The organism is Nannocystis sp. (genome assembly GCF_016714285.1).
Lineage (GTDB): Bacteria > Myxococcota_A > Polyangia > Nannocystales > Nannocystaceae > Nannocystis.
On record NZ_JADJNN010000002.1, the window covers coordinates 287838 to 310753 of the forward strand.

17 protein-coding genes and 1 tRNA gene are annotated in these 22916 nt (G+C 70.7%); 8 read left to right on the forward strand and 10 right to left on the reverse strand.

What is annotated here, in order from left to right:
• Positions 1–4: 4 nt before the first annotated feature.
• Positions 5–1027 (reverse strand): type I asparaginase, encoded by a 1023-nt coding sequence (locus tag IPJ59_RS05375; RefSeq protein ID WP_293249414.1) that lies wholly within the window; start codon positions 1025–1027, stop codon positions 5–7.
• 156 nt (positions 1028–1183) lie between these two features.
• On the reverse strand, positions 1184–2215 hold the full coding sequence (locus IPJ59_RS05380) for a helix-turn-helix transcriptional regulator (RefSeq protein ID WP_293270041.1): 1032 nt from the start codon (positions 2213–2215) through the stop codon (positions 1184–1186).
• 406 nt (positions 2216–2621) lie between these two features.
• Here IPJ59_RS05380 and IPJ59_RS05385 point away from each other — a divergent pair, with 406 nt between their 5' ends.
• From IPJ59_RS05385 to IPJ59_RS05400, 4 genes are all read left to right on the forward strand, one after another.
• Entirely contained in the window at positions 2622–3929 is a 1308-nt protein-coding gene (locus tag IPJ59_RS05385; protein WP_293270043.1) for a metallophosphoesterase family protein, read from the forward strand.
• The gene (locus tag IPJ59_RS05390; protein WP_293270045.1) at positions 3919–7587 is read left to right on the forward strand and encodes an AAA family ATPase; all 3669 of its coding nucleotides are present in this window, start codon (positions 3919–3921) and stop codon (positions 7585–7587) included. The genes IPJ59_RS05385 and IPJ59_RS05390 overlap by 11 nt, the downstream gene beginning before the upstream one ends.
• Before the next feature lie 58 nt (positions 7588–7645).
• The gene (locus tag IPJ59_RS05395; RefSeq protein ID WP_293249402.1) at positions 7646–7885 is read left to right on the forward strand and encodes a hypothetical protein; all 240 of its coding nucleotides are present in this window, start codon (positions 7646–7648) and stop codon (positions 7883–7885) included.
• A gap of 183 nt (positions 7886–8068) precedes the next feature.
• The gene (locus IPJ59_RS05400; protein ID WP_293270047.1) at positions 8069–10480 is read left to right on the forward strand and encodes a metallophosphoesterase family protein; all 2412 of its coding nucleotides are present in this window, start codon (positions 8069–8071) and stop codon (positions 10478–10480) included.
• Positions 10481–10660: 180 nt separating this feature from the next.
• On the opposite strand, the gene IPJ59_RS05405 is transcribed toward IPJ59_RS05400, so the two are convergent.
• Positions 10661–10734 (reverse strand) — tRNA-Arg (locus IPJ59_RS05405).
• Between the two features lie 195 nt (positions 10735–10929).
• Between IPJ59_RS05405 and IPJ59_RS05410 the strand changes: the two genes are divergently transcribed.
• From IPJ59_RS05410 to bfr, 3 genes are all read left to right on the forward strand, one after another.
• Positions 10930–12804 (forward strand): S8 family peptidase, encoded by a 1875-nt coding sequence (locus IPJ59_RS05410; protein WP_293249396.1) that lies wholly within the window; start codon positions 10930–10932, stop codon positions 12802–12804.
• 322 nt (positions 12805–13126) lie between these two features.
• Positions 13127–13333 carry a (2Fe-2S)-binding protein gene (locus IPJ59_RS05415; RefSeq protein WP_293249393.1) on the forward strand — a complete coding sequence of 69 codons (207 nt, stop codon included), beginning with the start codon at positions 13127–13129 and terminating at the stop codon, positions 13331–13333.
• 145 nt (positions 13334–13478) lie between these two features.
• Positions 13479–13943: a bacterioferritin gene (bfr, locus tag IPJ59_RS05420; protein ID WP_293249390.1), complete on the forward strand. Its 465-nt coding sequence runs from the start codon at positions 13479–13481 to the stop codon at positions 13941–13943.
• 4 nt (positions 13944–13947) lie between these two features.
• Here the strand turns inward: bfr and IPJ59_RS05425 are convergent, their stop codons facing one another.
• From IPJ59_RS05425 to IPJ59_RS05435, 3 genes are read right to left on the reverse strand one after another with little or no spacing between them, the layout of a single operon-like run.
• Positions 13948–14889, reverse strand: coding sequence for a hypothetical protein (locus IPJ59_RS05425; RefSeq protein ID WP_293249387.1), 942 nt, complete (start codon positions 14887–14889; stop codon positions 13948–13950).
• A gap of 8 nt (positions 14890–14897) precedes the next feature.
• Positions 14898–16301 carry a S41 family peptidase gene (locus tag IPJ59_RS05430; protein WP_293249384.1) on the reverse strand — a complete coding sequence of 468 codons (1404 nt, stop codon included), beginning with the start codon at positions 16299–16301 and terminating at the stop codon, positions 14898–14900.
• A gap of 1 nt (position 16302) precedes the next feature.
• Positions 16303–17010 carry a Crp/Fnr family transcriptional regulator gene (locus tag IPJ59_RS05435; RefSeq protein WP_293249381.1) on the reverse strand — a complete coding sequence of 236 codons (708 nt, stop codon included), beginning with the start codon at positions 17008–17010 and terminating at the stop codon, positions 16303–16305.
• Between the two features lie 276 nt (positions 17011–17286).
• Between IPJ59_RS05435 and IPJ59_RS05440 the strand changes: the two genes are divergently transcribed.
• Positions 17287–17604 carry a hypothetical protein gene (locus tag IPJ59_RS05440; protein WP_293249378.1) on the forward strand — a complete coding sequence of 106 codons (318 nt, stop codon included), beginning with the start codon at positions 17287–17289 and terminating at the stop codon, positions 17602–17604.
• A gap of 32 nt (positions 17605–17636) precedes the next feature.
• On the opposite strand, the gene IPJ59_RS05445 is transcribed toward IPJ59_RS05440, so the two are convergent.
• From IPJ59_RS05445 to IPJ59_RS05460, 4 genes are all read right to left on the reverse strand, one after another.
• On the reverse strand, positions 17637–18827 hold the full coding sequence (locus tag IPJ59_RS05445; RefSeq protein ID WP_293270049.1) for a S41 family peptidase: 1191 nt from the start codon (positions 18825–18827) through the stop codon (positions 17637–17639).
• A gap of 54 nt (positions 18828–18881) precedes the next feature.
• Positions 18882–19064 (reverse strand): hypothetical protein, encoded by a 183-nt coding sequence (locus IPJ59_RS05450; protein ID WP_293270051.1) that lies wholly within the window; start codon positions 19062–19064, stop codon positions 18882–18884.
• Between the two features lie 314 nt (positions 19065–19378).
• On the reverse strand, positions 19379–19759 hold the full coding sequence (locus IPJ59_RS05455) for a helix-turn-helix domain-containing protein (protein ID WP_293249373.1): 381 nt from the start codon (positions 19757–19759) through the stop codon (positions 19379–19381).
• A 163-nt stretch (positions 19760–19922) separates the two neighbouring features.
• A complete protein-coding gene (locus IPJ59_RS05460; protein ID WP_293270053.1) occupies positions 19923–22331 on the reverse strand; it encodes a TonB-dependent receptor plug domain-containing protein in 2409 nt (802 codons plus the stop codon).
• Positions 22332–22916: the final 585 nt, after the last annotated feature.

Consider the following 22916-nt stretch of genomic DNA (forward strand, 5'->3'; position numbering starts at 1 on the left):
TCGGTCATCCCGGGATCAGCTCGCCGGCGAGATCTTCCTGCATCCGCACACGCACCTGCCCCGGGGACAGCCCGGCCGCCAGCAGGCAGTAGAGCTTCGTGAGCGCCGCCTCCGGGGTCATGTCGCCGCCGGAGATCACCCCGCAGCGGGCCAGCGCCGCGCCGGTGCTGTAGAGCGTCTGCCGCACCGACCCACCGTGACACTGCGAGCAGTTGACCACGACCACCTCGCGCTCCGTCGCCGCCGCGACCGCGGCCAGCAGCGCGGGGTCGCGGCTCGGCGCGTTGCCCACGCCGTAGGTCTCGAGCACCAGCCCTTGCATCGGCGGCGCCAGCACCTGCTCGAGCAGCCGCGCCGTGATCCCCGGGAACAGCCGCAGCGACGCGACATGCGGCCGACAACGCAAGGTCGGCGCCACCAGCGGGCCATGCCCCGGCGCGCGCACCAGGTGCTCCGCCAGGTCGACGCTCACCCCCACGCTCGCCAGCGGCGGCAGGTTGCCGCTGTCGAACGCGACAAAGTCATGGTTGTGGATCTTCTGCGCCCGGTTGCCGCGCAGCAGCCGCGACGCGAAGTAGATGCACACCTCCGGCACAGCCAGCGTCCCCGCGAGCAAGATCGCCGTGATGATGTGCTCGCGTCCATCGCTGCGCACGTTCTCGAGGCTGAGCTGCGAGCCCGTCAGGATCACCGGCTTGCGCAGGTCCGGCAGCAGGAAGCTCAGCGCCGACGCCGTGTAGGCCATCGTGTCCGTGCCGTGGACCACCACGAAGCCGGCGTAGTCCTCGTAGCGAGCCACGATCGCCGCCGCGATGCGCAGCCAGTCCTCCGGCGCCATGTCGGCCGAGTCGAGCAGCGGCTCCAGGCTCACCACGTCGTGCGCCGGCAGCTCCGGCCGATCCATCTCCGGCATCGCCGCGATGTAGCGCTGCAAGAAGCCCGGCTGCGGCTCGAAGCCCGTCGCCGTACGGACCATGCCGATCGTGCCACCGACGTGCAGGACACAGACCCGGGCTCGCGCGCTCATGGCGGCGCAGCATACATCAACACGCCGCGGGGACGAGCGTGACCTTGCTGATCGGCCGCGCCCGTCCCCGCCAGGGGCACCACATCCACCCCGCTGAGGTCAGCACCCCGACCGACCTCGCCGCGAGACCGCCAGACCCCCATGATCCGCGGCAGATCAACCGACCGCGGGCGTGCCGTCGATCCGCAGCAAGAAGGCCCGCGCGTCGCTCACCACCTCTTCACGCAGCTCGGCCGGCTCGATCGACTCGAGCCCGTCGACGATGCTGAGCAGCCGCCGCGCCAGCTCGCGACACGAGTGGTACGGCACGCGTCGCTCGAGCAGCTCACCCGCCTCGATCCACCGATCCTCCTGCCCCGCGTCCCACACCATGTTGGCGATCCACCGCGCAACCCCGCCGCGGACCCGCAGCGTGGCCACGCCGGGCCGATCCGTGTCGATCCCGTAGCCCGGGTCCGAGCTGCCCCAGATGTTGCCCTTCGGCGGCTGCGGCTCGCGCGGCGTCTGCTCCGGCAGCACCCGCGCATTGACGATCTGCGCCACCCGGAACACCCGCGCGTCGCCCGTCGTCCGCGAGAAGGCCCGCAGATACATCACGCCGTCATGCATCCGCAGCTGCCACGGCTCCACGTCGTGCGTCTTCCGCGTCCCCGACCACGGGCTGTCGTACTCGACGCGCACCACTCCGCTGCCGACCGCCTGCAACAGTCGACTCACCAGCCGCGAGTCGACCCGCGTCCCCGTCGTCACCGTCGCGGTCACGCTCCGCGGCCGCACCTTGCCCGGCGGCTCCGCCTTGCTGCGCCCCGTCTCCTCCACCGCCGCGTCCATCTGCTCCACCAGCCGCTTCACCCGCGCGTTCAGCTCGGCGTCCGCCACCGGCGACAGCAGGGCCGCCGCGAACACCACCGCCGCCAGGTCCTCCGGCTCGGGGTCGGTCAGGGGCAGCGTGAAGCTGTTGTCCAGCAACCGCCACAGCTTGCTCCCGTGCACAAATTCCAGCGGCGCGTCCCACTCCTCGCGCATGTACTTCAGCGCCCGCTGGACCGTCACGCCTGCCACCCCCGCCTTGACCGCCAGCGCCTCCTTGGAGGCCCCCTCTTCGTTGTCTCGCAGGTGCCGCAGGATGAGACGAGCCGTCTCCTGAACGGTCCTGGATGAGTCTTGCTTCGCGTCGCTCCGGTTCACGGTGGCTCCCTTGAGGGGCGCCCATCCTACCGCCTGCGCGGCGCCGGACGGGCGCTTGAAAGTGAAGAATCGCGCGTCCACGACAACCTCAGTCGCGCGCGCGTTCCCCTTTGACGGCGCATTCAAATCCGCAGTCACGGCCCGTCCGCGGCTGATCTGCCAGAGATCACGCGCGCGCCGGGTGAGCCACCGATTCCCTCATGACGGCGCGAAAAAGCCCGCAGCAGACTGCTACTGCAGCCCGCGTCGGACCGCTACAGCAGCCACGCGTAGCGAACACCACGCACGCGTGCAGCGAGTCCACAGCGCTGCGATCACCAGGTCGTGTCCTCGCAACCCTCGATCGCCCGCGCAGGCCCAGGCCTTTGCGGTTGCGCCGCGATCTCGCGGGTGCCACTGTCCCCGCGTGATCACGGTCGTCCACGCCGCCGATCTACACATCGACAGCCCCCTGCGCGGCCTGGGCCGCCTTGAGGGCGCCCCCGTGGACGACCTGCGCCTGGCCACCCGCCGCGCCTTCGTCCGCCTCATCGACACCTGTCTCGAAGAACAGGCGGCCCTCCTCGTCCTCGCCGGCGACGTCTTCGACGGCGAGTGGCGTGACTTCAACACCGGCCTCTTCTTCGTCCGCGAGCTCGGCCGCCTGCGCGACGTCGGCACCCAGGTCGCCATGGTCCGCGGCAACCACGACGCCGAGTCCGTGATCTCCCGCCACATCCCCCTGCCGGAGCACGTCTTCAGCTTCTCCGTCGACGCCCCCGAGTCGCGCGACTACCCCCGCCTCGGCCTCGCCGTGCACGGCCAAAGTTACGGCGTCCGCAGCGTCGACGACAACCTCGCCGCGGCCTACCCCGCCCGCCGCCGCGACCTCTTCAACCTCGGCGTCCTCCACACCAACGCCGTCGCCAGCAGCGAGCACGGCAACTACGCCCCCTGCACCGTCGCCCAGCTGGTGCGCCACGGCTACGACTACTGGGCGCTCGGCCACGTCCACCGCGCCCAGGTGCTGCACCGCGACCCGTGGGTCGTGTACCCCGGCAACCTGCAAGGTCGGCACGCACACGAGAGCGGCGCCAAGGGCTGCACCTTGCTGCGCCTCGACGGCCTGCGCCTCGACCGTGTCGAGTCGCGCGAGGTCGACGTCCTGCGCTGGGCCGAGCTGGTCGTCTCGGCCGACGCCGCCCGCGACATGGACGACCTGCTCGCCCAGATCCGCGTGCGCATGCAAGCCGCGCTCGCCGACGCCAGCGGCCGCCCCGTGCTCGCGCGCATCACCGTCGAGGGCACCACCCCGCTGCACGCCGCCCTCGCCGCCGATCCCACCGCCGTCCAGGGCCAGGTGCGGGCCCTCGCCGCCGAGCTCGGCGAGCTTTGGCCGGAGAAGATCCGCTTCGTCACCCGCCCCCCGCTCGGCGAGCCCGGCGAGCTCAACGACCTGTTCCAGACCCTCCGCGACGAGCTGCGCCTGCTCGCCGAGGACCCGGCCGCGCTCGCCCGCTACAGCGAGGGCCTGGCCCCGCTCGTCACCGCCGCCGCCCCGCTGCTCGGCCACCGCCCCGACGAGCCCGCCCGCCTGGTCGCCCGCCTCGGCGAGCTCGAGGCACTGCTACTCGCCCGCCTCGGCGCCGCGCCACCTGTCCCCAAAGCCAGCTCACCGCAGACCCACGCCGCGCCCGTCGCGTGGTCCGAGGGCGCCGTCTCGCATGAAGTTTGAGCGCATCGAGCTCGAGCGTTTCGGCCACTTCGAGTCGCTGTCGCTCGACCTCCGCGGCCCCTCCGGCCTGGTGGTGATCCACGGCCCCAACGAGGCCGGCAAGACCACCCTCCTGCGGGCGATCCACGGCCTCCTGTTCGGCATCGACGAACGCAGCCCCTACGGCTTCCGCTACCCCTACCAGGCCATGGCGATCCACGCGACGCTGCAAGACAGCGCCGGCCAGCGCCTCGAGCTGGTCCGCCGCAAGAAGCGCAAGGACGCCCTGCTCGGCAACCTGCGCAGCGAGGTCGGCGAGGTCGCGCTCGACGAGCCCCGCTTCCTCCGCTACTTCGCCGGCGTCAGCCCCGAGCTCTACCGCGCCGTATTCGGCTTCACCCACGCCGACCTCCAGCAGGGCGCCGAGCTGCTGCAGGTCGCCGGCCTCGCCGAGCTGCTCGGCGGCGGCGCGCTCGGTGGCGGCGCCGAGGTCGTCCGCCGCGTTCTCGGCGAGCTGCGCGACGAGGCCGACGCCCTGTTCAAGGCCCGCGGCAAGAACCCACCGATCAACCGCAACCTCGCCGCCCTCCGCGACGCCCGCGCCGCCCTCCGCGACGCCACCTTCCCGCAGCCGCAGTACCTCGCGCTCACCCAGGCCCTGAAGGATGCCCGCGACACCCTCGCCAGAGCCGACATCGAGCTCGCCCGCCTGCGCCTGCGCAGCGCCCGGGTCCACACCCTGCTCACCGCCTTCGAGGACTTCCACGTCCACCAGCGCCTGCTCGCCCGCCTCGCCGACCCCGCCCTCGCGACCCCGCTGCGCCCCGTCGACGCCGAGCGCGTGCGACCCCTGCTCGCCGACCTCCACGCCCGCGAGCAACGCCACCAGACCCTCAACGACGAGCTCGAGCGCCTCGAGCGACGCGCCGCTCAACACCCCGTCGACCACGCCCTGCTCGCCGAGGCCGCCGCCGTCGAGCGCCTGGTCCGTCGCGTCGAGCCCGTGACCGCTCGCCGCCGCGAGCTCCCCCGCGAGCACGAGCGTCTCCTGCGCGAACAGGCGGCCCTCCGCGCCGAGTTCACCCGCCTGTCCGGCGCACCCACCCACCTGTCCCCAGAGACATCCCCGCACAACCTGTCCCAACAGCCAGCCTCACAGTCCGCCGACTCGCAACCACCCGCGCCTTCGATCGCCCACAACCTGTCCCAACAGCCAGCCTCATCATCCCCCCCACCCGCCCGCACCGCCTCGCCCGCCGAGCTCGAGCAGGTCCGCCTCGCGCTCGCTCGCTGGCGCCGCGCGGGCCAGGAGCTGCAGGTGCTCGCCCGCGGCGAGGCCGACGACGAGGCCGAGCTCGCCACCCTCCGCGTCGAGGCCACCGCCCTCGCCGACCAGGCCCCCGACGAGCGCGGCGCCGCCCTGCTCGCCGAGCTCGAGTCGATTCAGGCCGCCCACGCCGAGCTCGAGCGCGGCGAGCAGGACCTCCTCCGCATCGACACCGAGCTCGAGCAGGCCCTCGCCCGCCTGCACCCGCGCCCCGCCGCGGAAGCCCTCGACCGCCTCCCCCTCCCCAGCTTCGCCGCCGTGCAGGACATGCAGGCCCGTCATCTCGACGGCGAGCGCGAGCGTCGCGACGCCCTCGACCACCTGTCCCAACAGACAGCCGAGCTCGCCCGCGTCGAGGCCGAGCTCGCGGCCCTGCTCGCCGGCGAGGCCCTCCCCGACCCCGCCAGCCTCGCCGAGGCCCGCCAGCGCCGCGACGAGGCCTGGCAGCTCATCCGCCAGCAATTGCTCGCGCGCGGCAACCACAACCAACGCGACCTGTTCGGCGCCACCGACCCGACCCCCGCCCGCGTCACGGACCGCCGCACCCTCGCCCGCGGCTTCGAACGCGCCCTCGCCGACGCCGACCAGCTCGCCGACCAGCTGCGCAGCTGCGCCGACCGCCTGGCCCAAAAGACAGCTCTCGGCCACACCGCCGAGCGCGCCCGCGTGGCCCTCGCCCGCGCCCACGAGCGCCTCACCGGTCTCGACGCCGCCGAGCGCCGCGCCAGCGTCGCGTGGATCTCCCTGTGGCAGCCGACCGGCGTCCAACCCGGCGCCCCCGGCCCGATGCTCGCCTGGCTCGGCGACGCCGCCAGCCTGCGCGACCTCGCCGCGACCCGCCTCCGCCGCGCCCTCGGCCTCGCCCCCCTCCGACCCGTCGTCCGCGACTTCGAGGCCCGCCTCCGCGACCACCTCTCCGCCCCCACCACCCTCGCGTGGCCCGCCCTGGTCCAGCAGCTCCGCGAGCGCGAGCGCGACGCCCAGACCCGCCGCGGTCGCCTCGAGTCCACCCTCGCCCGCAGCGCCGCCCTCGCGGCCGCCCTCGCCCGCACCCGCACCGCCCGCGCCTTCCTCGAGCGCGACCTCGCCGACGCCGACGACGAGCTCCACCGCCGCACCTCCGCCCTCGGCCTCCCGCGCAACCTCGACCCCGAGACCGCCGTCGAGCGCCTCGAGGCCCTCACCGACCTGTCCGAACGGACAGCCAGCAACACGCTCCAGCGCACCGCCTGCGAGCAGGCCCTCGCCGCGCTCGCCGACTTCGACGCCGAGCTCGCCGCCCTGCTCGCCCGCCTCGCCCGCGACAGCCCAGCCGGCGAGCTCCCCGAACTCCAGGTCGAGTCCCTCAGCCGCGCCCTCACCGACGCCCGCGCCGCCGCCAGCTCCCACGCCCTCGCCCGCGAGCAGGCCGACGACCGCCGCCGCGAGCAGCTTCGCGTCGCCGAGTCGCTCGCCGAGTCCCGCCGCGAGTACGACGCCCTGCTCACCCGCGCCGCGGTCGGCGACGAAGCTGCCCTTTTGAACATGTCCGAACGGACCTTGCTGCGCGACCAGCACGAGCGCAGCTGCGCCGAGCTCGACCTCCGCCTCGCCCGCGCCCTCGGCGAGGGCGAGGCCCGGCTCGCCTACGAGTCCGAGCTGCGGGCCAGCCGACGCGAGGCCCTGATCAGCGAGCAAGACGCCCTCACCCGCGAGATCACCGAGCTCGATCAGCGCAGGATCTCCGCGGCCTTGCAGAAGGGCCGCCTCGAGCACGAGGCTCAGCAGCTCGGGGGCGACCGCGCCGCCCGCATCGGCGCCGAGCTGGAGGTCCTGAAGACCGAACTGGACGAGCAGATCGACCGCTACCTCCTGGTCCACCTCGCCGAGCGCGTGCTCGACCGCGTCACCGACCGCTACGCCCGCGAGAACCAGCCCGCCCTCCTGCAGTACACCTCCGAGCTGCTCGCCCGCGTCACCGAGGGCCGCCACCTCCGCGTCGTCGTCCAGCCCGAGACCCGCTCCCTCGCCACCATCGACCGCAGCGGCCAGCTTCGCAGCCCCGCCGACCTGTCCTCCGGGACACGTGAGCAATTGTTCCTCGCCCTCCGCCTCGCCTACATCCTCGACTACTGCGACCGAAACGAGCCGCTCCCCGTGATCATGGACGACGTGCTCGTCAACTTCGACGACGCCCGCGCCGCCGCCAGCCTCGGCGCCCTCCGCGACGCCGCCCGCGTCACCCAGGTCATCCTCCTCACCTGCCACCGACGCTGGGTGGACATCGCCCGCGCCGTCGCTCCCGAGGCCCGCATCCTCGAGCTCCCCGCCGAGGCCGCGCCCGCACGCCTCCAGCGCCCCGCCGAGGCCTGAAGCCCCATACTTGACACCCGCCGCGCCGGAGGCCTTACTTGAGCCACGGAGGCCGCCGATGGCCATCGACCACGCGCAATCCGCAAGCACCCAAGAAGTCGCAGGCTCCGTCGCCCTTCTGCCCGAGCCCTTCGTGGTCAACGCCCAGGCCGTCGAACTCGCCGCCGCCGCCGCCCGGGCCGCCCTCCGCCGCACCTCCGCCGCCCTGAGCCGCGCCGCCCGCCCGGTCGCCCCGCCGCAGCTCGGCCCCCAGCAAGACCCCTTCCTCGCCGCCGTGGTCCCGATCAAGGCCCCCTGAGTCGGCCTCCCTCGACCACCCACCGGTGATCAAGGCCCTGAGCCACCGACATCAAGGCCCACCGGCGATCAAGTCCGCTGAGCCGCCCCTTGTAGTCCCGATCAAGGCCCCTCGCGCAACGACCCACAGGTCTCCGCACGTCGCCCTCCGGTCCCCGGCGAGATTTGTTAAAGTCGCCGCCCCGTGCGCATCCTTCACCTCTCCGACCTCCACCGCGCCGGCGCCACGGAGACCCTCAAGGCGATCTGGAACGGCCCGCAAGCGGCCCTGCGCAAGCTCCCCGAGGCCGAGCAACGCTTCGACCTGATCGTCGTCAGCGGTGACCTGGCCGGCGCCGCGCGCCCGGCCGAGTACGACGAGCTGCACGAGTTCGCCGTCACCAGCCTCCTTCCCCTGCTGCGCGAGCCCGACGCCCGCGCCCGCGTCGTCTTCGTCCCCGGCAACCACGACGTCGACTGGAGCGCCGAGCTCGGCCGCCCGCTGCAGATCTCCGACCTGCTCCAAAGGCCAGGTGGCTCCGAACAGCTCGCCGCCCTGCTCCGCCGCTACCGCGACGACCCCGCCCGCAGCGGCGTGCGCCAGGTGATCAGCAAGTACGGCCACATCGAGTGGATCGCCCTCGACGACGCCCGCCAGGCCGACCGCTTCGCCGGCGTCCAGCGCTTCCTCGACAGCTTCTACGGCGACACCCTCCGCGAACCCGGCCGCCGCTTCGACCTCGCCGCCGCGCAGGAGGGCCTCGACTGGTCCGCCCACGTCTTCCCCGCCGACCGCGTCGCCGTCTACGGCTTCAACTCCTGCTTCCTCAACGACCGCCACTGGACCGGCGCCGCCATCTCGCGCGAGTCGATCGCCAACGCGGCCGCCCACGCCGCCGAGTTCGCCGACGGCTTCCTGCGCGTCGCCGTCTGGCACCACGGCATCCACACCGACGGCTACCGCCCCGACTACCTCAACCAGGCGGACCTCGGCGCGCTGATCGTCGCCGGCTTCCAGGTCGGCTTCCACGGCCACATGCACAAGGCCGGCGCGCAGCAGCTCGGCTGGCTCACCGACCGCTTCGTGCTGGTCGGCACCGGCTCGCTCGGCGCCAACCAAAACCACCGCCCCGACGCGATCGGCAAGCAGTTCTCCGTCGCCCAGATCCACCCGCACCAGGTCCACGTGCAGGTCTTCGAGCGCACCGGCGACGTCCCCGTCTACACCCGCCGCCCACCCCGGACCCTCCCACTGGGCAACCAAGGCGAGCGTGAGCAGCACGAGATCGCCGCCGGCGAACATACAAGGAAGATCCACGTCGACCGCCACGGCATCATCACCGTCAGCGTCCGCATCAGCGAGCTGCGCACACCCGTGGCGATCCCCGTCGCCGAACTGAGCCCGCCGGTCTGCGAGGCCCGCCACGAGTCTCCGGTCGGCTCCCCCGGCTTCGAGATCCGCCAGAGCACCGGCCAGGACGGCGTGATCCGCTTCACCCTCTATCCCCCCGACCACCGCAGCACCGACCTCGTGTGGCGCTACCAGGCCAGCAACGCCGTCCCGCTCACCCAGGCCGAGGTCCCCCGCTACAACCTCGCCGGCCGGCGCGACCTCGACGGCGCCCGCACCAGCGTGGTCGTCCGCTCGCACACCGTCCGCTTCCCCTGCCGCCACCTCACCCTCAGCTACAGCTTCGACGACCCCGTCGTGGCGATGGACAGCGTCGAGAAGTGGGCCCTGCGCTGCGTCACCCACAACGGCGACACCCACTGGGAGCGCGTCGACAGCGAGGAGCGCCGCTGTGAGCTCGTCAAGCGCTCGCCCACCGAGATCTCCCTCGCCATCGAGGCACCGATCGTCGGCCACCGCTACGCGATCGCCTACCGCCCCAGCCTCCCCGGCCACGCCCTCGACTACACCGGCAACCGCATCGCCGCTCGCCTCCTCGACCGCTGCATCGCCGATCGCGAGCTCGGCGCCATGCTCTCCTACCAGCTCGCCGAGACCATCGCCGCGGCGATCTCCGCCGTGTTCGGCGGCTCACCCACCGGCATCTCGTGGATGGGCCTGCTGTGGGACGACGCCCAGGGCCGCCTGCTCCCCGCCTTCGGCAACTTCGCCAGCCGCGAGTGGGTCTGCTCCTACCCCTGCGGCACCGGCGTCGCCGGCCACGCCTTCCGCTTCAACCGCCCCGCCGCCTGGTGCCGCGGCACCGAGCACAGCCGCGACGCCCTCGTCTACCAGCGCAGCCCCGCCTACCAGCACTGGAAGCCCGAGCACGACTGGATCGTCTGCGTCCCGCTCGTCGGCGACGACCACAAGAACCCGCTCGGCGTCGTCCAGTTCGAAGGCGGCGGCAAGCAGCACGGCCTCGGCGACCGCCTCCGCGAATTCGCCAACGCCGCGCTCGCCCAGGCCGCCACCAAGGGCTCGTCGTGGGAGGTGTTCCAGCAGACCCTCAGCTCCACCGTCAACACCGGCTTCTGGCACGCCTGCGCCCTCGCCGACTGCCTCGTCGACTTCCGCGACGACATCCACCGCCTCATGACCCAGCTCGAGCTCGGCGGCCAGAGCTCCGAGGCCTCGCTCACCGACGGCAGCATGATCCGCCTCTAGGGAACCGGGCCGCGCCGGTCCGTGTGTCAGCCACCGACAAGGTTATCCGCCTTTGGGGCATGTCCTAAAGGACAGGTACACGACGGACATGGCTCCACCGCATCGGTGAAGAGCTCTGTCCTCCGGGACATGTCACGAAGGACAGGGCCCCACCTCGTCGATGAAGAGCCCTGTCCTCGGTGCGCCCGGCAGGATTCGAACCTGCGGCCCTCGGGTTCGAAGCCCGATGCTCTATCCAGCTGAGCTACAAGCGCGGGGGCGGGAGCTTAGCCCAGCCCTCGCCCTGCGAGAAGCCCACCGCCATCCGGGACCTCACCGTGAAACCGAATTCCCGCGATCTCGCGCCCAGTCGCCGAACTCGCCGAACTCGCCGCGACGACGCCGTGCACACCCCCGGCCGCCCTCCTATACTGGCCCGGCTCGGCTGCTCGCCGTGTAGGAGTCAGTTCATGCGCGTCGTCCCGGTCCTCCTGCGTCACCGCCCGCTCATCGCCAGCACCGGCCTCCTCGCCCTCGCGGGCCTGCTCGCCGCGGTGCACCGCCCCGCTTCGGATTGGGCCGGCAACGACACCCCCGAGCCGGCCCCGCTCGTCGTCGCCGACGTCGCCAAGCTCGGCGCTGAGTTCAGCACGGGCGCCCTCCTCCTCGACCTCGTCGAGCCCGAGGACGGCGAGGGCGGCAGCGAGGCCGAGCTCGCCGCGTTGCTCGCCGAGCTCGGCCTCGCGTACGAACCCGCCGGCTTCTACAGCGAAGGTGAGCACCTGTTCCGCGTCTTCGGCGACCAGGCCGCCCTCGCCGCCCTCCAGCTGCGCCTGCAAGGCAACCCGCTCGTCGAGGTCGTCGAGCCCGAGCTGATCTACAGCCTCATCGACGTCCCCGACGAGAGCGAAGCCCCGGCCCAGCTCGAACCGAGCAAGCGTCAGCGCGAGCGCTTCGTCCCCGACGACCCGCTGTTCTCGCGGCAGTGGCACATGGAGATGATCCACACCCCCGAGGCGTGGAAGATCACCGCCGGCAAGGGAGCCATCGTCGCCGTCATCGACACCGGCGTCGCCTGGAAAGATCTACCTGGCGTCGCCAAGCAGGTACCCGACCTCGCCGGCACCGCCTTCACCCACGGCGAGACCTTCGTCCCCGGCGCCCTCAAGGACGGCCTCGACGACCACCTCCACGGCACCCACGTCGCCGGCACGATCGCCCAGACCACCAACAACGCCCTCGGCGTCACCGGCGTCGCCTACGAGTCCACGATCATGCCGCTCAAGGTGCTCGGCGGCGACGGCCGCGGCTCGGTCCCCGGCATCGCCAACGCCATCCGCTACGCCGCCGACCACGGCGCCCAGGTCATCAACATGAGCCTCGGCGGCCCCCTGCCCTCCGCCGTGCTCGGCAAGGCCGTCGCCTACGCCCACGAGAAGGGCGTCATCGTCGTCTGCGCCGCCGGCAACGAGAAGCGCTCCCGCGTCGGCTACCCCGCCGGCCACGACCACGCCGTCGCCGTCGCCGCGGTCGACGGCACCGGCCAGCGCTCCTGGTACTCGAATTGGGGCAAGGACCTCGATGTCTCCGCCCCCGGCGGCGACACCCGCGAGGACAAGAACGGCGACGGCTTCCCCGACGGCGTCCTGCAGAACACCATCCTCCTGCAGAACCCGATGCAGAGCGAGTACATGTGGCTGCAGGGCACCTCGATGGCCTCGCCCCACGCCGCCGGCGTCGCCGCCCTGATCGTCTCGCGCGGCGTCACCAACCCCGACGAGGTCGAGCGCATCCTCAAGCGCACCGCGAAGCACCCCAACAACGTCGAGTGGGACAAGGAGTACGGCGCTGGCGTGATCGATGCCCTCGCCGCCGTCGACGCCAGCACCGAGAGCTACGCCCCCGAACGCGCCGGCCTCGCTGGCCTGCTCGGCCTCGCCGCGCTCGCTGGCCTCGGCGCTGCCGGTGCAGTCACCCGCCGCGCACGGATCGCCGCGGTCGCCAGCGCCTTCGCAGGGGCCGGCCTCGCTGCCGGCGCCTTCGGCTGCGCCCCGCTCGCGTACCAGCTCGCCACCGCCACTGGCAGCGTCAGCGCCTTCGGCTCGCCGCTGATCCTCTCGGCCCTCGCCCCGCTGCTGCTCACCCTCATGCTGCTCGGCGTCCGCCCGCTCCGCAGTCTGCTGGTCGGCATCAACCTCGGCTACGCCGCGATGCTCCTGCACGGAGCGATCGTCCTGCCCACCCTCGTCGCCGGCCTCCCAGGCGGCACCGGCGTCGACCGCCTGTGGCTCGCCGTTAACGCCGTCCTCGCCCTCGCCCTCGCCCGCCGCGTCAGCCGCGTCTGAGTCCGACTCACCACTCACGGCCCGTGCCTCACTGCCACGGGCCGTACTTCGCTTCTGTGCTCGTGCACGGCACCGTTCCTCGCTTCTCCCAACCCGGACCGGCTTGGGCGGATCTGCCCCGTGAGCCGCCGCCGCGCAGCTCACGCATTGTGGCCCAGCCCGCGACCTGGGCCCTCGCAACGGGCGCTGCGCGTCCTCGCGCGACTGAAAATCAGTATCAGATACTTGCCCGACCCGGGCTGACCAGGTAGATCTGAGTGGTCATTCTGAGAATGACTTTCAGTCCCGTCGTTGCGGACCGAAGTCGAGGACGAACACCGTCATGATCGTGTGCCTGTGCAAAGGGGTTTCGAGCCGGACCATCCTGGACGAAGCACGCCGTGGTGCCTGCACCCTGAAGCAGATCCGGCAGTCCTGTCAGGCCGGCACCGGCTGCGGCGCCTGCGTCCAGCAGATCCGTCAGCTCATCGAGACAGTCACGCCGCGCCACGAGCACCACAACACGCCGGGCCCCGCGGACGATCGCTGACGCTGAAAGCGGCTCTCATCGCCGCGATGCCGTGACGCTCCGGTTGCTCCGCTCCTGAAAGTCGATCTCAGCGTCAGCACGGCGCCCGCGTGGCTCGGCCGTCGCACGCACACGCCTGCCCGACGCGTGTTAGCTTGCCGCCACGATGAAGGGCAACGACAAGGTCATTCAAACCCTCAATGACGTGCTGACGGCCGAGCTCACGGCCATCAACCAGTACTTCATCCACGCGAAGATGTGCCAGAACTGGGGCTACAACAAGCTGGCCAAGAAGATCCGCGACGAGTCGATCGACGAGATGAAGCACGCCGACAAGCTCATCGAGCGCATCCTCTTCCTCGAGGGCATCCCCAACGTCCAGCGGCTCAACAAGGTCAACGTCGGCGAGACCGTGCGCGAGCAGTTCGAGCTCGACCTCAAGCTCGAACACGACGCGATCGGCCGCTTCAACGCCGGCGTCGCCCTCGCCCGCGACCTCGGTGACAACGCCTCGCGCGAGCTGCTCGAGCGCATGCTGATCTCCGAGGAGGAGCACGCCGACTGGCTCGAGACCCAGCTCAGCCTCATCAGCCAGCTCGGCGAGCCGATGTACTGCGCCCAGCAGCTCTGAGCCGTCAGTCCTTCGGCTTCTTCGGCTTCTTCGTCGGTTTCGGAGTCGCCGACTGCTTCGCCACCTCGGGCTCGGCCGCCTTGGTCGGGTCGACCTTGGCGGCGTCGACCAGCATGCCCGGCACCACCGCCTCGGCCGACCCCGGCATCGCAAACTTGGCCTCGTCGACCGGCGCGTTGAACTCGATCTTGACGGTAGTGGAGGTCACCTGCGTCAGCGATGCGTCGAGCACCTGCGTGAACGGGATCTTCAACCCCTCGACCTCGCGGTAGTCCTTGAAGTGCACGGTCAGCGGCATGCTGCCGAGCGGGCTGACCTGCGTGAAGCTCTGCGACACCGGCAGCTTGGTCTCCGCATCGAGGCGCAGCACGACCACGTCGCCGAGCGGCGAGGTCAAAGAGATCTCGTAGACCTGCTTGCCGCCATCGACCGCGACTGGCGCCTTCGGCCCGCTCACCTTCGTGAAGTAGCGCCGCCAGTCGTGCGCGAGGCACAGCGAGGCGCTCCACATCGCCTGCTCCGCCTCTTTGTCGGTCAGCGCGCGCAGGCCCGAGATCGGGTCATGGCTCCACACCTTGTCTGCGAGCCGACCAATCTTCATCTGCCCGACGCCGGGCATCTCCGACTCGTTGTAAAAGTCGCCGCCGCGCCACCAGGTCTTCGCCGTGCCCGTGAGGCCCAGCGCGCCCGTGTTCAGCGTCGCCTCGGAGTAGAAGGTCGTGAGCCCATCGAACTTGGCCGCGCCGCCCATCGCCTCCACCGCGTCGGCGAGCAGCTGCTCGGGACCTGGCACGGTCGGTGGCGCCGACGCCTCGCTCGGCACCGACTTGGTCTCGCCCGGCGTCGGCGCTGCGCCGGGCGCCACATCCGTGCGCTCGGTGCAGGCGACGAGGAGAAGCAGAGCGAGAGCGGCCCGACGGCCGAGACGACGCAGAGGACGCGGCATGAACGAGATCATGGTGATGGCACCTTGGCAGCAGCACCGCCGGTCGACAAGGCTCGCACCGCCGCCGCGAGCACCGGGTCGCGCCCGGCGATAAAGTCGTCGCGGGTCTCGGGTACGAGGACATCCGGGCGCACGCCGTCGCCCTCGGCGACCGTCCCCTTCGAGCTGTGATAGTCGCCGACGACGTACTGCAGCATCGCCCCCCCGGCCAGCACCTCGATCAACGAGGGCAAGGCCGCCCCGGCCGAGGGCCGCCCGCCGTAGATCTGCGCCCGCCCGAGGTCCCGCAGGCCCACAGCGAAGATCTCTGAGGTGCTCGCGGTGCCCTCGTCGACCAGCACGACCACCGGACCCGTGAAGGCGTCCGGGTTGCCGGCCACGTTGAACTCCTGGGCGAACTCGCGAAACTGCAGCTTGCCGAGGCTCCCCGGCTGCGTCAGCAACATGCGCGCGACGGGGATCGACATGGCCCCGACACCCCCCGGGTTGCCGCGCAGGTCGAGCACCAGCGCCGTCATCCCCTGCGCGCGCAGGTCGGCCATCGCCGCCTCGACGCGCTGAACCATCGGCAGCATCCAGTAGTTGAACGCGAGCTGACCGACCTTCGTTCCCGCGATCATCTGGTAGCGGACGACGGTGGGGATGTCGTGCAAGTTGCCGATCGTCACCAACTCGCCATCCGGCAAGACGCAGCTGACCTCGCGGCTGACCTCGGTGTCGGCCTTGCGCGGGTCCTTGAAGCTGATCGTACGCTTGGCCCCGACGGGACCGTGCAGCGCCGCCTCCACCGCGAGTGAGGTCTGGAACGCGACTTCACCGTCGCGCAACGCGGCTGCCTTGACCTCGGCGACGATCTCGGCGACCGGTCGCCCGTCGATCGCCACGATCACCGCACCGCGCGGCACGCCACTATCAACGCCACCGACCGCTGCGTCGACCACCACCAACTCGTCACCGATCACACGCACATGGACCGGCGCACGAGCAGGACCCGAGGCCGCTGCGGCCGGTGCCGCGCTGCGCGGGGGCACGACCTTGAAGTGGCTCTGCTTCAAGGTCTCAAGCAGGCCATTCATGGTCGCGTAGGCCGCGCTCGCGTCCTTCGCGTCCGCCAGGCGCTGACCGAACTCGAGCCGTCGCGCCGGCCAGTCCTGACAGCCGAGCGTCGGGTCAAAGTGCTTCTCCAGCACGATCCGCCACACCTGCTCGAAGGTCGCGGTGTACGGCGTGACCGGCAGCGGTGGCAGCGTAGCGACATCGAGGCCGGCCCATGACGCGCAGCTGTCCTTCAAGACAGGTGATGCCGATGCCACGGATGGCGCCGGTGCGTCTGCGGGCACCGGCTCCGGCGGCGCCTCGCCGCAGGCCGCGAGCAGTAGGACGGCCAGGGTCTGCGGGAGGCCTGCGCGCACCTTACTCGTAGGTCACGCGCTCGAGGGCGTTGAGGTCGAGGACCACGATCTCCTGGCGACTGAGGCTCAGGATTCCGTCGCGCTGCATGCGATTGAGGGCGCGGGAGATCTCCTCACGGACAGTGCCCAGACGGGCCGCAACAGTGTTCATGTCGAGCTGGCGGGGGATCACGCAGCTCTTCCCCGCCTCGGCACCGGCGCGGACGGCCAGGGACAGCAAGAACGAGGCGAGGCGCCGCTCGACAGAGCGAAGCGAGAGGTCAAGCACCAGATCGATCAGGCGGTTGGCGCGGAAGGCCATGTGCCGCATCAACGCGAAGGCCAGCGGCTGCGAGCGGCCGATCAGGTTGATCACGTGATCAGTCTCGAATTGCCAGGCCTCCGAGTCGAGCATGGCAAAGGCCGAGGCAGCGCACTGTACGTCTCGAGGCAGGAAGCCCTCGCCGATCAACTTGCCAGGCTCGGCCAGATAGAGGATCTGCTCGCGACCCTCGGAGGAGATGAGGCTGAGCTTGAATTCGCCCGACTTGACGACAAACAGGCCTGGGCCGGGCTCGCCGCGCCGGAACACAGATCGCTTTCGTTTGACCTCGATCAGTTCGGCCCCGCGACAAAGCTCGACCATGACCTCATCCGGAACCTGGTCCCATCCGGCGTAGCGCACCAGCGCCTGGCGAACTTGCTCGATTTCCGCAGCCTCGATCGGCATGGCGCGGAGTGTAACCGGTTGAAGTGCCCGGGGGTAGCAAGCTCACACTCCCTCGCGCCAAAGGTGCGCGTGCGTCAGGCGCGCTATCACGGATCATCGCAGTTCTTTACATGTCCTACATGTGGTCTCTACACTGACGAAGCCTTACCCACCCTTCGGAGTCCCATGCACGCTCAAGTTCCCGCCAAGCTCCCTCTCCGAGTCCCGCCTCTGCCACGTCCGGGTCGCCCGCTGTTCGAGCGTCGGCGCAGCCGCCCGACCGAGACCGCAGCGGCGTTGATCTCTGCCTTTGACCACGCAGCCCGCCGGGCGGAGCTCGATGTCCTCATCGTCACAGACGAGGCGGGGATCCTCGTCTCGAGCAGCACCACCGAGCTCGACCTGGCGATGCTCGCGGCGGTCACCCCCCTGGTGGCCCGGGGCAGCGCGAAGGCCAACGTCCGCCGGGACGGCAGCATGCGCGAGTACAGCGTCCGCAGCATCCAGGTGCTCGGCGAGACCCTCTACGTGGGAGCCCTCGGCGGCAAGTTTGGGCCGCGGGAGCGCGAGCTGGCGACCACCGCGTCGGCGACCAAGCGCATCCTCCTCAGCTAGAACACCGGGATAACCTGTCCCTTTGGTCAGGTTCAAGCGGCGGGCGCGAGCTCGCCGAGCGCGGCTTGCAGGCCCAGGTCGGGCCCGCTGAGCTCGCCCGCCGGGAGGGCGACGCGGACGTCGGGCTCGACGCCGTTGCCGTCGATGAGGCGGTCCTTCGGGGAGAAGTAGCGGGCGATCGTGAGGGTGAGCAGCGAGCCGTCGTGCAGGCCGATGACATCCTGAACGGTGCCCTTGCCGAAGCTGCGCTCGCCGACGACACGGGCACGACCATGATCTTGCAGAGCGACGGCCAGCAGCTCCGAGGCGGAGGCTGAGCGCCGGTCTTGCAACACAACCAGGGGCAGCGTGCTGTCACTACCGGCGGGGTGGGCTCGCTCCTCCCGGAGGATGTGCCCGCCACGCCCACGGGTCCGCACGAGCACGCCTTCGGCGACGAACATGTCGGCGATCATCACCGCCTCTGGCACGTCGCCGCCCGGATTGCCGCGCAGATCGAGGACGACGCCTGCCACGCCGCTGCCAGCGGCCCGGTTCAGCTCCTTGAGGCTGCGCTTGACCAGGTCGGCCGTACCAGCGCGAAAGGCCCGGATGCGTACGTGGGCGAACTTGCGGCCGGCGTGCTCGACGAGACGGGCGTCGACCAGGTTCTGTGGCACACCCGCGAGGACGAGGCTCAGCGCTGCAGGTGCCGGGTCGCTGCGGCGCTGGACCGTGAGCTCAACGGTGTCGCCGTCAGCCCCGAGCAGGAGCGCCGCGGCCTCGGCCTGGGACAGCAAGAAGCTGACATCCTGGCCGCGAATCTTGAGGATCTGGTCGCCGGGGCGGAGACCGGCGCGCTCGGCAGGCGAGCCAGGGAGCACGGCGTCGATCTCGAGCCAGGCGGGCTTGCGAACGCCAGGCTCGGCTCGATGGAGCAGCGTCTCCATGCCGGTGCTACCGCCACGGCTGCGCTGGCGGATCTCGGTACGCTCGTCGGCGGTGAGGAAGTGGCTGTAGGTGTCGAGTCCGCTGACGATGCGCTTGAGCGAATCGGTGAGCACCGGTGAGGCGTCAATCGGATCGACGTAGCGTTCCAGAACCGTGCGGAGGGCCGCGTCGAAGCCGCTACGACTGAGCTTGTGGCTGCCGGCATCGGCCTCGCCAGGCGGCCACCACGATTGTGCCGCCCACATGCACAGGGCGCCCAGCGCGAAGGCAAGGCCGCTGCCACGACGGATCATGAGGGCCATGGTGGCGCAAGAACGGGGGCCCGACCAGCATCGGTCTCGGGCGCGCTATGCGGCCTTCGACGTGACCGCGAGCGGCAGCGCCGGGATGGGCTCAGGGGTCCCGATGGCCTGGCGAGCGGAGCGAGCACGGGCTTGCTTCATGTCCCGTAGCGCGACCCAGAACGGACGGACCGTGGCGGCGTCGACCATGGAGCGGATGAAGGCGTCGGGGCGGGATCGGAGCTGCATGCCCCGCCAGTGTGCATGGCCTGGGCCAGCATCGTGGGTGAGATCCGAGAACTCACCGATTCTCAAGACATGTTGAGGTGTTGGGTAGGCCGCACCGATCGCTAGCTCCGGCGGTGGTGGCCAGCCGACGGGACAGCGCGGCGGGACCCGGTTGCGAGAAATGACGCAATGCCAATCCTGGCGTCATTTCCTGTCGGCGTTGGGGACTGTCCCGCCGGCTGGCCGGGGTGTGTCCCGACGGCGTCGCGTTCAATTTGAAAGAGCAGCGAGCACAAGGCTGGCTGCTCTTGGTGGAGCTCGGGGCCGGCGGAGCGTCAGCCGGGTTCCATGCCACGCGCCGACTTCACGAGTTCACGGATCTGCTTGGGCGAGAGCTGGGCGGCGACGGCGTTGAGCTCGTCGAGCAGCTCGGCCTTGGCGCCGCCCTTCTGCTTGGCGCGCGGGAGCAACTCGGTGGGGTCGCAGCCGAATGCAGTGGCGAGCAGCAGGAGCGACTCGATGCGCGGGGCCTTGTAGCCGAGCTCGAGCTTGTTCACGGTGGTGACGGTGAGGCCAGTCTGCTTGGCCAGCTCCTCGATCGTCATGTGCGGCCGCCAGCCGGTCTCACCCTGATTCTTGCGCCGGGTCTTCGGCGGCGGGGTCGCGGTCCGCCACAGTCTGATCCGTCGTCCGATTTCCTGCGCTACTTCATTCATGATGAGCTCCTGGCGCGGCATGATGACACACCTCATTCACGTCCTTGAACGGTCTACGAATGAGGGTGCTCACATGGTCAGGTCCCAAAGGCCAGGTCGGCCTGTCCTTCGGAACATCCTCCGAACGCCTTCTTCGTTGGGCCACTCGGCGGCGTGATCGGCCTCAAAATACGCCGCGCAGGCCGATCGACGGCAAGATGTAGCGAATGCCCTGCTGCGTGCAGCCCTGCGAGCTGAGGCCACCTGACCCGGAGGCCATGCCGCCGAAGCCGAAGCCGCCGCCGTTGCTGCTGAGCACGCACGCATATACCTCGCGGGCGTAGGTCGAGTTGAGCACGTCGATGATGAGCTGGAGGTTCCAGGTCCGGAAGCGCCACATTCGTTCGGCTCGCAGGTCGAGCTGGAAGAAGGCGGGGAGGCGGCGATTGTTGCGGTTGTAGGTCAGAGCTTCGGCGGCGCTCTGGCCCTCCAACATCGAGGTGTAGGGGCGACCGGTGTTGAAGTGGAGGCGACCACCGATGTTCCACTTCTCACCGATGCGATAGCCGAGCACGAGGTTGAGGATGTGGCGCTGGTCCCAGTTGGAGGGGGCGCGACCACCCTGGTCGAAGGTCCGGGTGGAGCGGGACAGCGTGTACGCGGCCCAGCCGTAGACGCGCTGACGCGGCGCGAGGCGCAGCATGGTCTCGAGGCCGTAGACGAGGCCGCGGGCGCGGATGACGACATCGTCGAACTCGGAGACCTGGCCGGAGGTGGCGGCGGCGAGATCGTAGTCTTGGAGGTTATCGAGGCGGCCGAGGTAGGCGTCCTGGGTGAGGATGAACTTGTCGGCGACCGTGAACTCGTAGCCGGCGCTGCCCTGGATGTTGCGCTGGAGGCCGCGCTCGAAGCCGAAACTCTCGATGCCGGGGATCGGCACCGGGAAGCTCGGAGCCTGGTGATAGACGCCGATGTTCTGGCGCAGGACCCAGCGCTGGTTGATCGTCTCGCGGAGGAGGAGACGCGGGTCGACGCCGATCGCGTGGGTGACCGCGGTGGTCTGTGGCAGCACGGATGATGGGCCGACCTGCGCATAGATGTCCGTGCGCACGCCGGGGCGGATGTCGACGGGTCCCTTGCGCCACAGCAGCTCCGCGTAGAGGCCTGTTGCCGAGACGAAGCGGTCGCTCAGCACCACGCCGATGTTCTCGATGACGTTCGCGCTCCCGCTCGCCGCGTCGACGCGGAAGATCTGAAACTCCTGATCGATGCCGAAGCCGAACTCGCCGTTGCTGCGCTCGCCGAGCGGGATGCGCACGTCGACGCGCGGGGCGAGCTGCCACTCGTTGGTCTTGATCAGCGAGAGGCCGGAGCGGTCGAGCCCGAGGGCGAGGCTGTAGTTGGCCGTGCCGCCGCGCGGGAGCTGCTGACGTACGCGCTGCTGGACCCGGTAGAACTCGAATTGCAGGATCGGCGTGGGGGCGAGCTTCTCGCCGATCGAATCGAAGCTGCCGTACGCGAAGGCGGTGTACTGCGCGTTCTGTCCGAGCCTGTGATCGAAGCGGGCCTGGTAGTCCCAGAACTTGATGCGCGCGGTGGACTGCACCAGCGTGAGCACGCCGGCGGTGTAGCTGTAACGGCCGGCGATCGTGAGCGAGCCGCGGGCCGGACCGCGGCGGCAGTCGACGCGGGCGCGGGCCTTGCGATCCTGCTCTGCGGCTCGCTGCTTGTGGCGGCAGGCTGGATCGCGGCGACGATTGAGGGGGACCTCGACGAGACCGCCGGCGTCGGTGAGGCGGATGTCGAACTCGCCGAACACGCGGTCGCGGCGTCCAGCCTTGGTGCGGCCTTCGATCATGCCGCTGACATAGCGACCGAGGCGCACCGGTGCGCCGCCGGGGTAGAAGTCGACCTGATCGATGAAATAGGGGTGGATGACCGAAGGGCCGATCGCCACGTGGAAGAGGATCGGCACGCGCACGCCGTCGAGGAAGTAGCCGGTGTTGCCCGGGGCCGCGCCGCGCACCACCACGTAGGGCAGGAAGCCCGCGAGCTGCGAGGCGCCCGGCAGGCTCTTGATCACGCGGAATGGATCGCCGAAGCTGCCCGGCAGGGCGTGGATCTCGTCGTCGCGGAGGTTGGTGCTGGAGATCGCTACCTCGCGCTGCTGGCGGACCACGGTACGGTAAGGATTGCCGTCGAGGTCGGGCGCGAGGCGATACTCGTAGACGAGGTCCTGTCCGTCGACGAGCGTGACCTTGACCGGCAGGTCACGAAAACCTGCGCCGCGGATCACCAGCTCGTGCTCACCGGGGGGCAGCCACAGCTCGAAGCGGCCCTCGGCGTCGGTCGCGGTCGCTGTGTCGGCGGTGGTCCCGAGGATGCGCGCGCCGAACACGACGTCACGGCTGCCATACACGAGCACCTGCCCGCGCAGGCGCGCCCGCCCCGAGACCGACTGCGTGGTCGCGAAGGCCGGTCCGCTCTGGCTGGCCTTTGGGACAGCCGCCCGCGAGCTGGCCTCGCGGACAGGTGCCGCCGACGCAGGCGCCGCGACGGCGACGACGAGGGCGAGGGCGGCCAGGACGGTCACGGGGCGAGGGTACCTCGCCAGCCCGCGCGTGCACATTCGCGATTGGCTTCGGATCAGGGCTTGCGGCGACCAGGCAGCTTGGCGGCCTCAGCGGTGGATGCGGTGGATGCGGTGGATGCGGTGGATGCGGTGGATGCGGTGTGGTCGCCAGGGTCGTGTCGACCTGTGGGACGCGAGCACTGGGCGCATCTCGCCGCACCGCGGGCGCGGCCTGTGCCACGTGAGCACCGGGCGCGTCTCGCCGCACCGCGGACGTGGCCTGTGGGACGTGAGCACTGGGACGCGACGGCTCGAGCTGGGTCGGCGCTGCGAGGTGGGTCGGCGCTTCGACGTACTCGCCGAGCACGCGCTGCTTCACCTCATCGAGGGCAGGACGGACCCGCGAGCGCGCGCCGTCGAGGAGCTCGACGGCTTCCGGAGTCTGGCCGATGCGGTCGATGTGGTCGGCGAAGGTGAGGCGACCGAGCTTGACGGTGAACGCTGCCCACAGCAGCAGGACCAGGAAGGCCACGCTGATCAAGGTGCGCAAAGGGCCGAGCATACCGGCCGGGAGGGTCGCCTGGTGCGCTGCGCGGCGCAAATTTC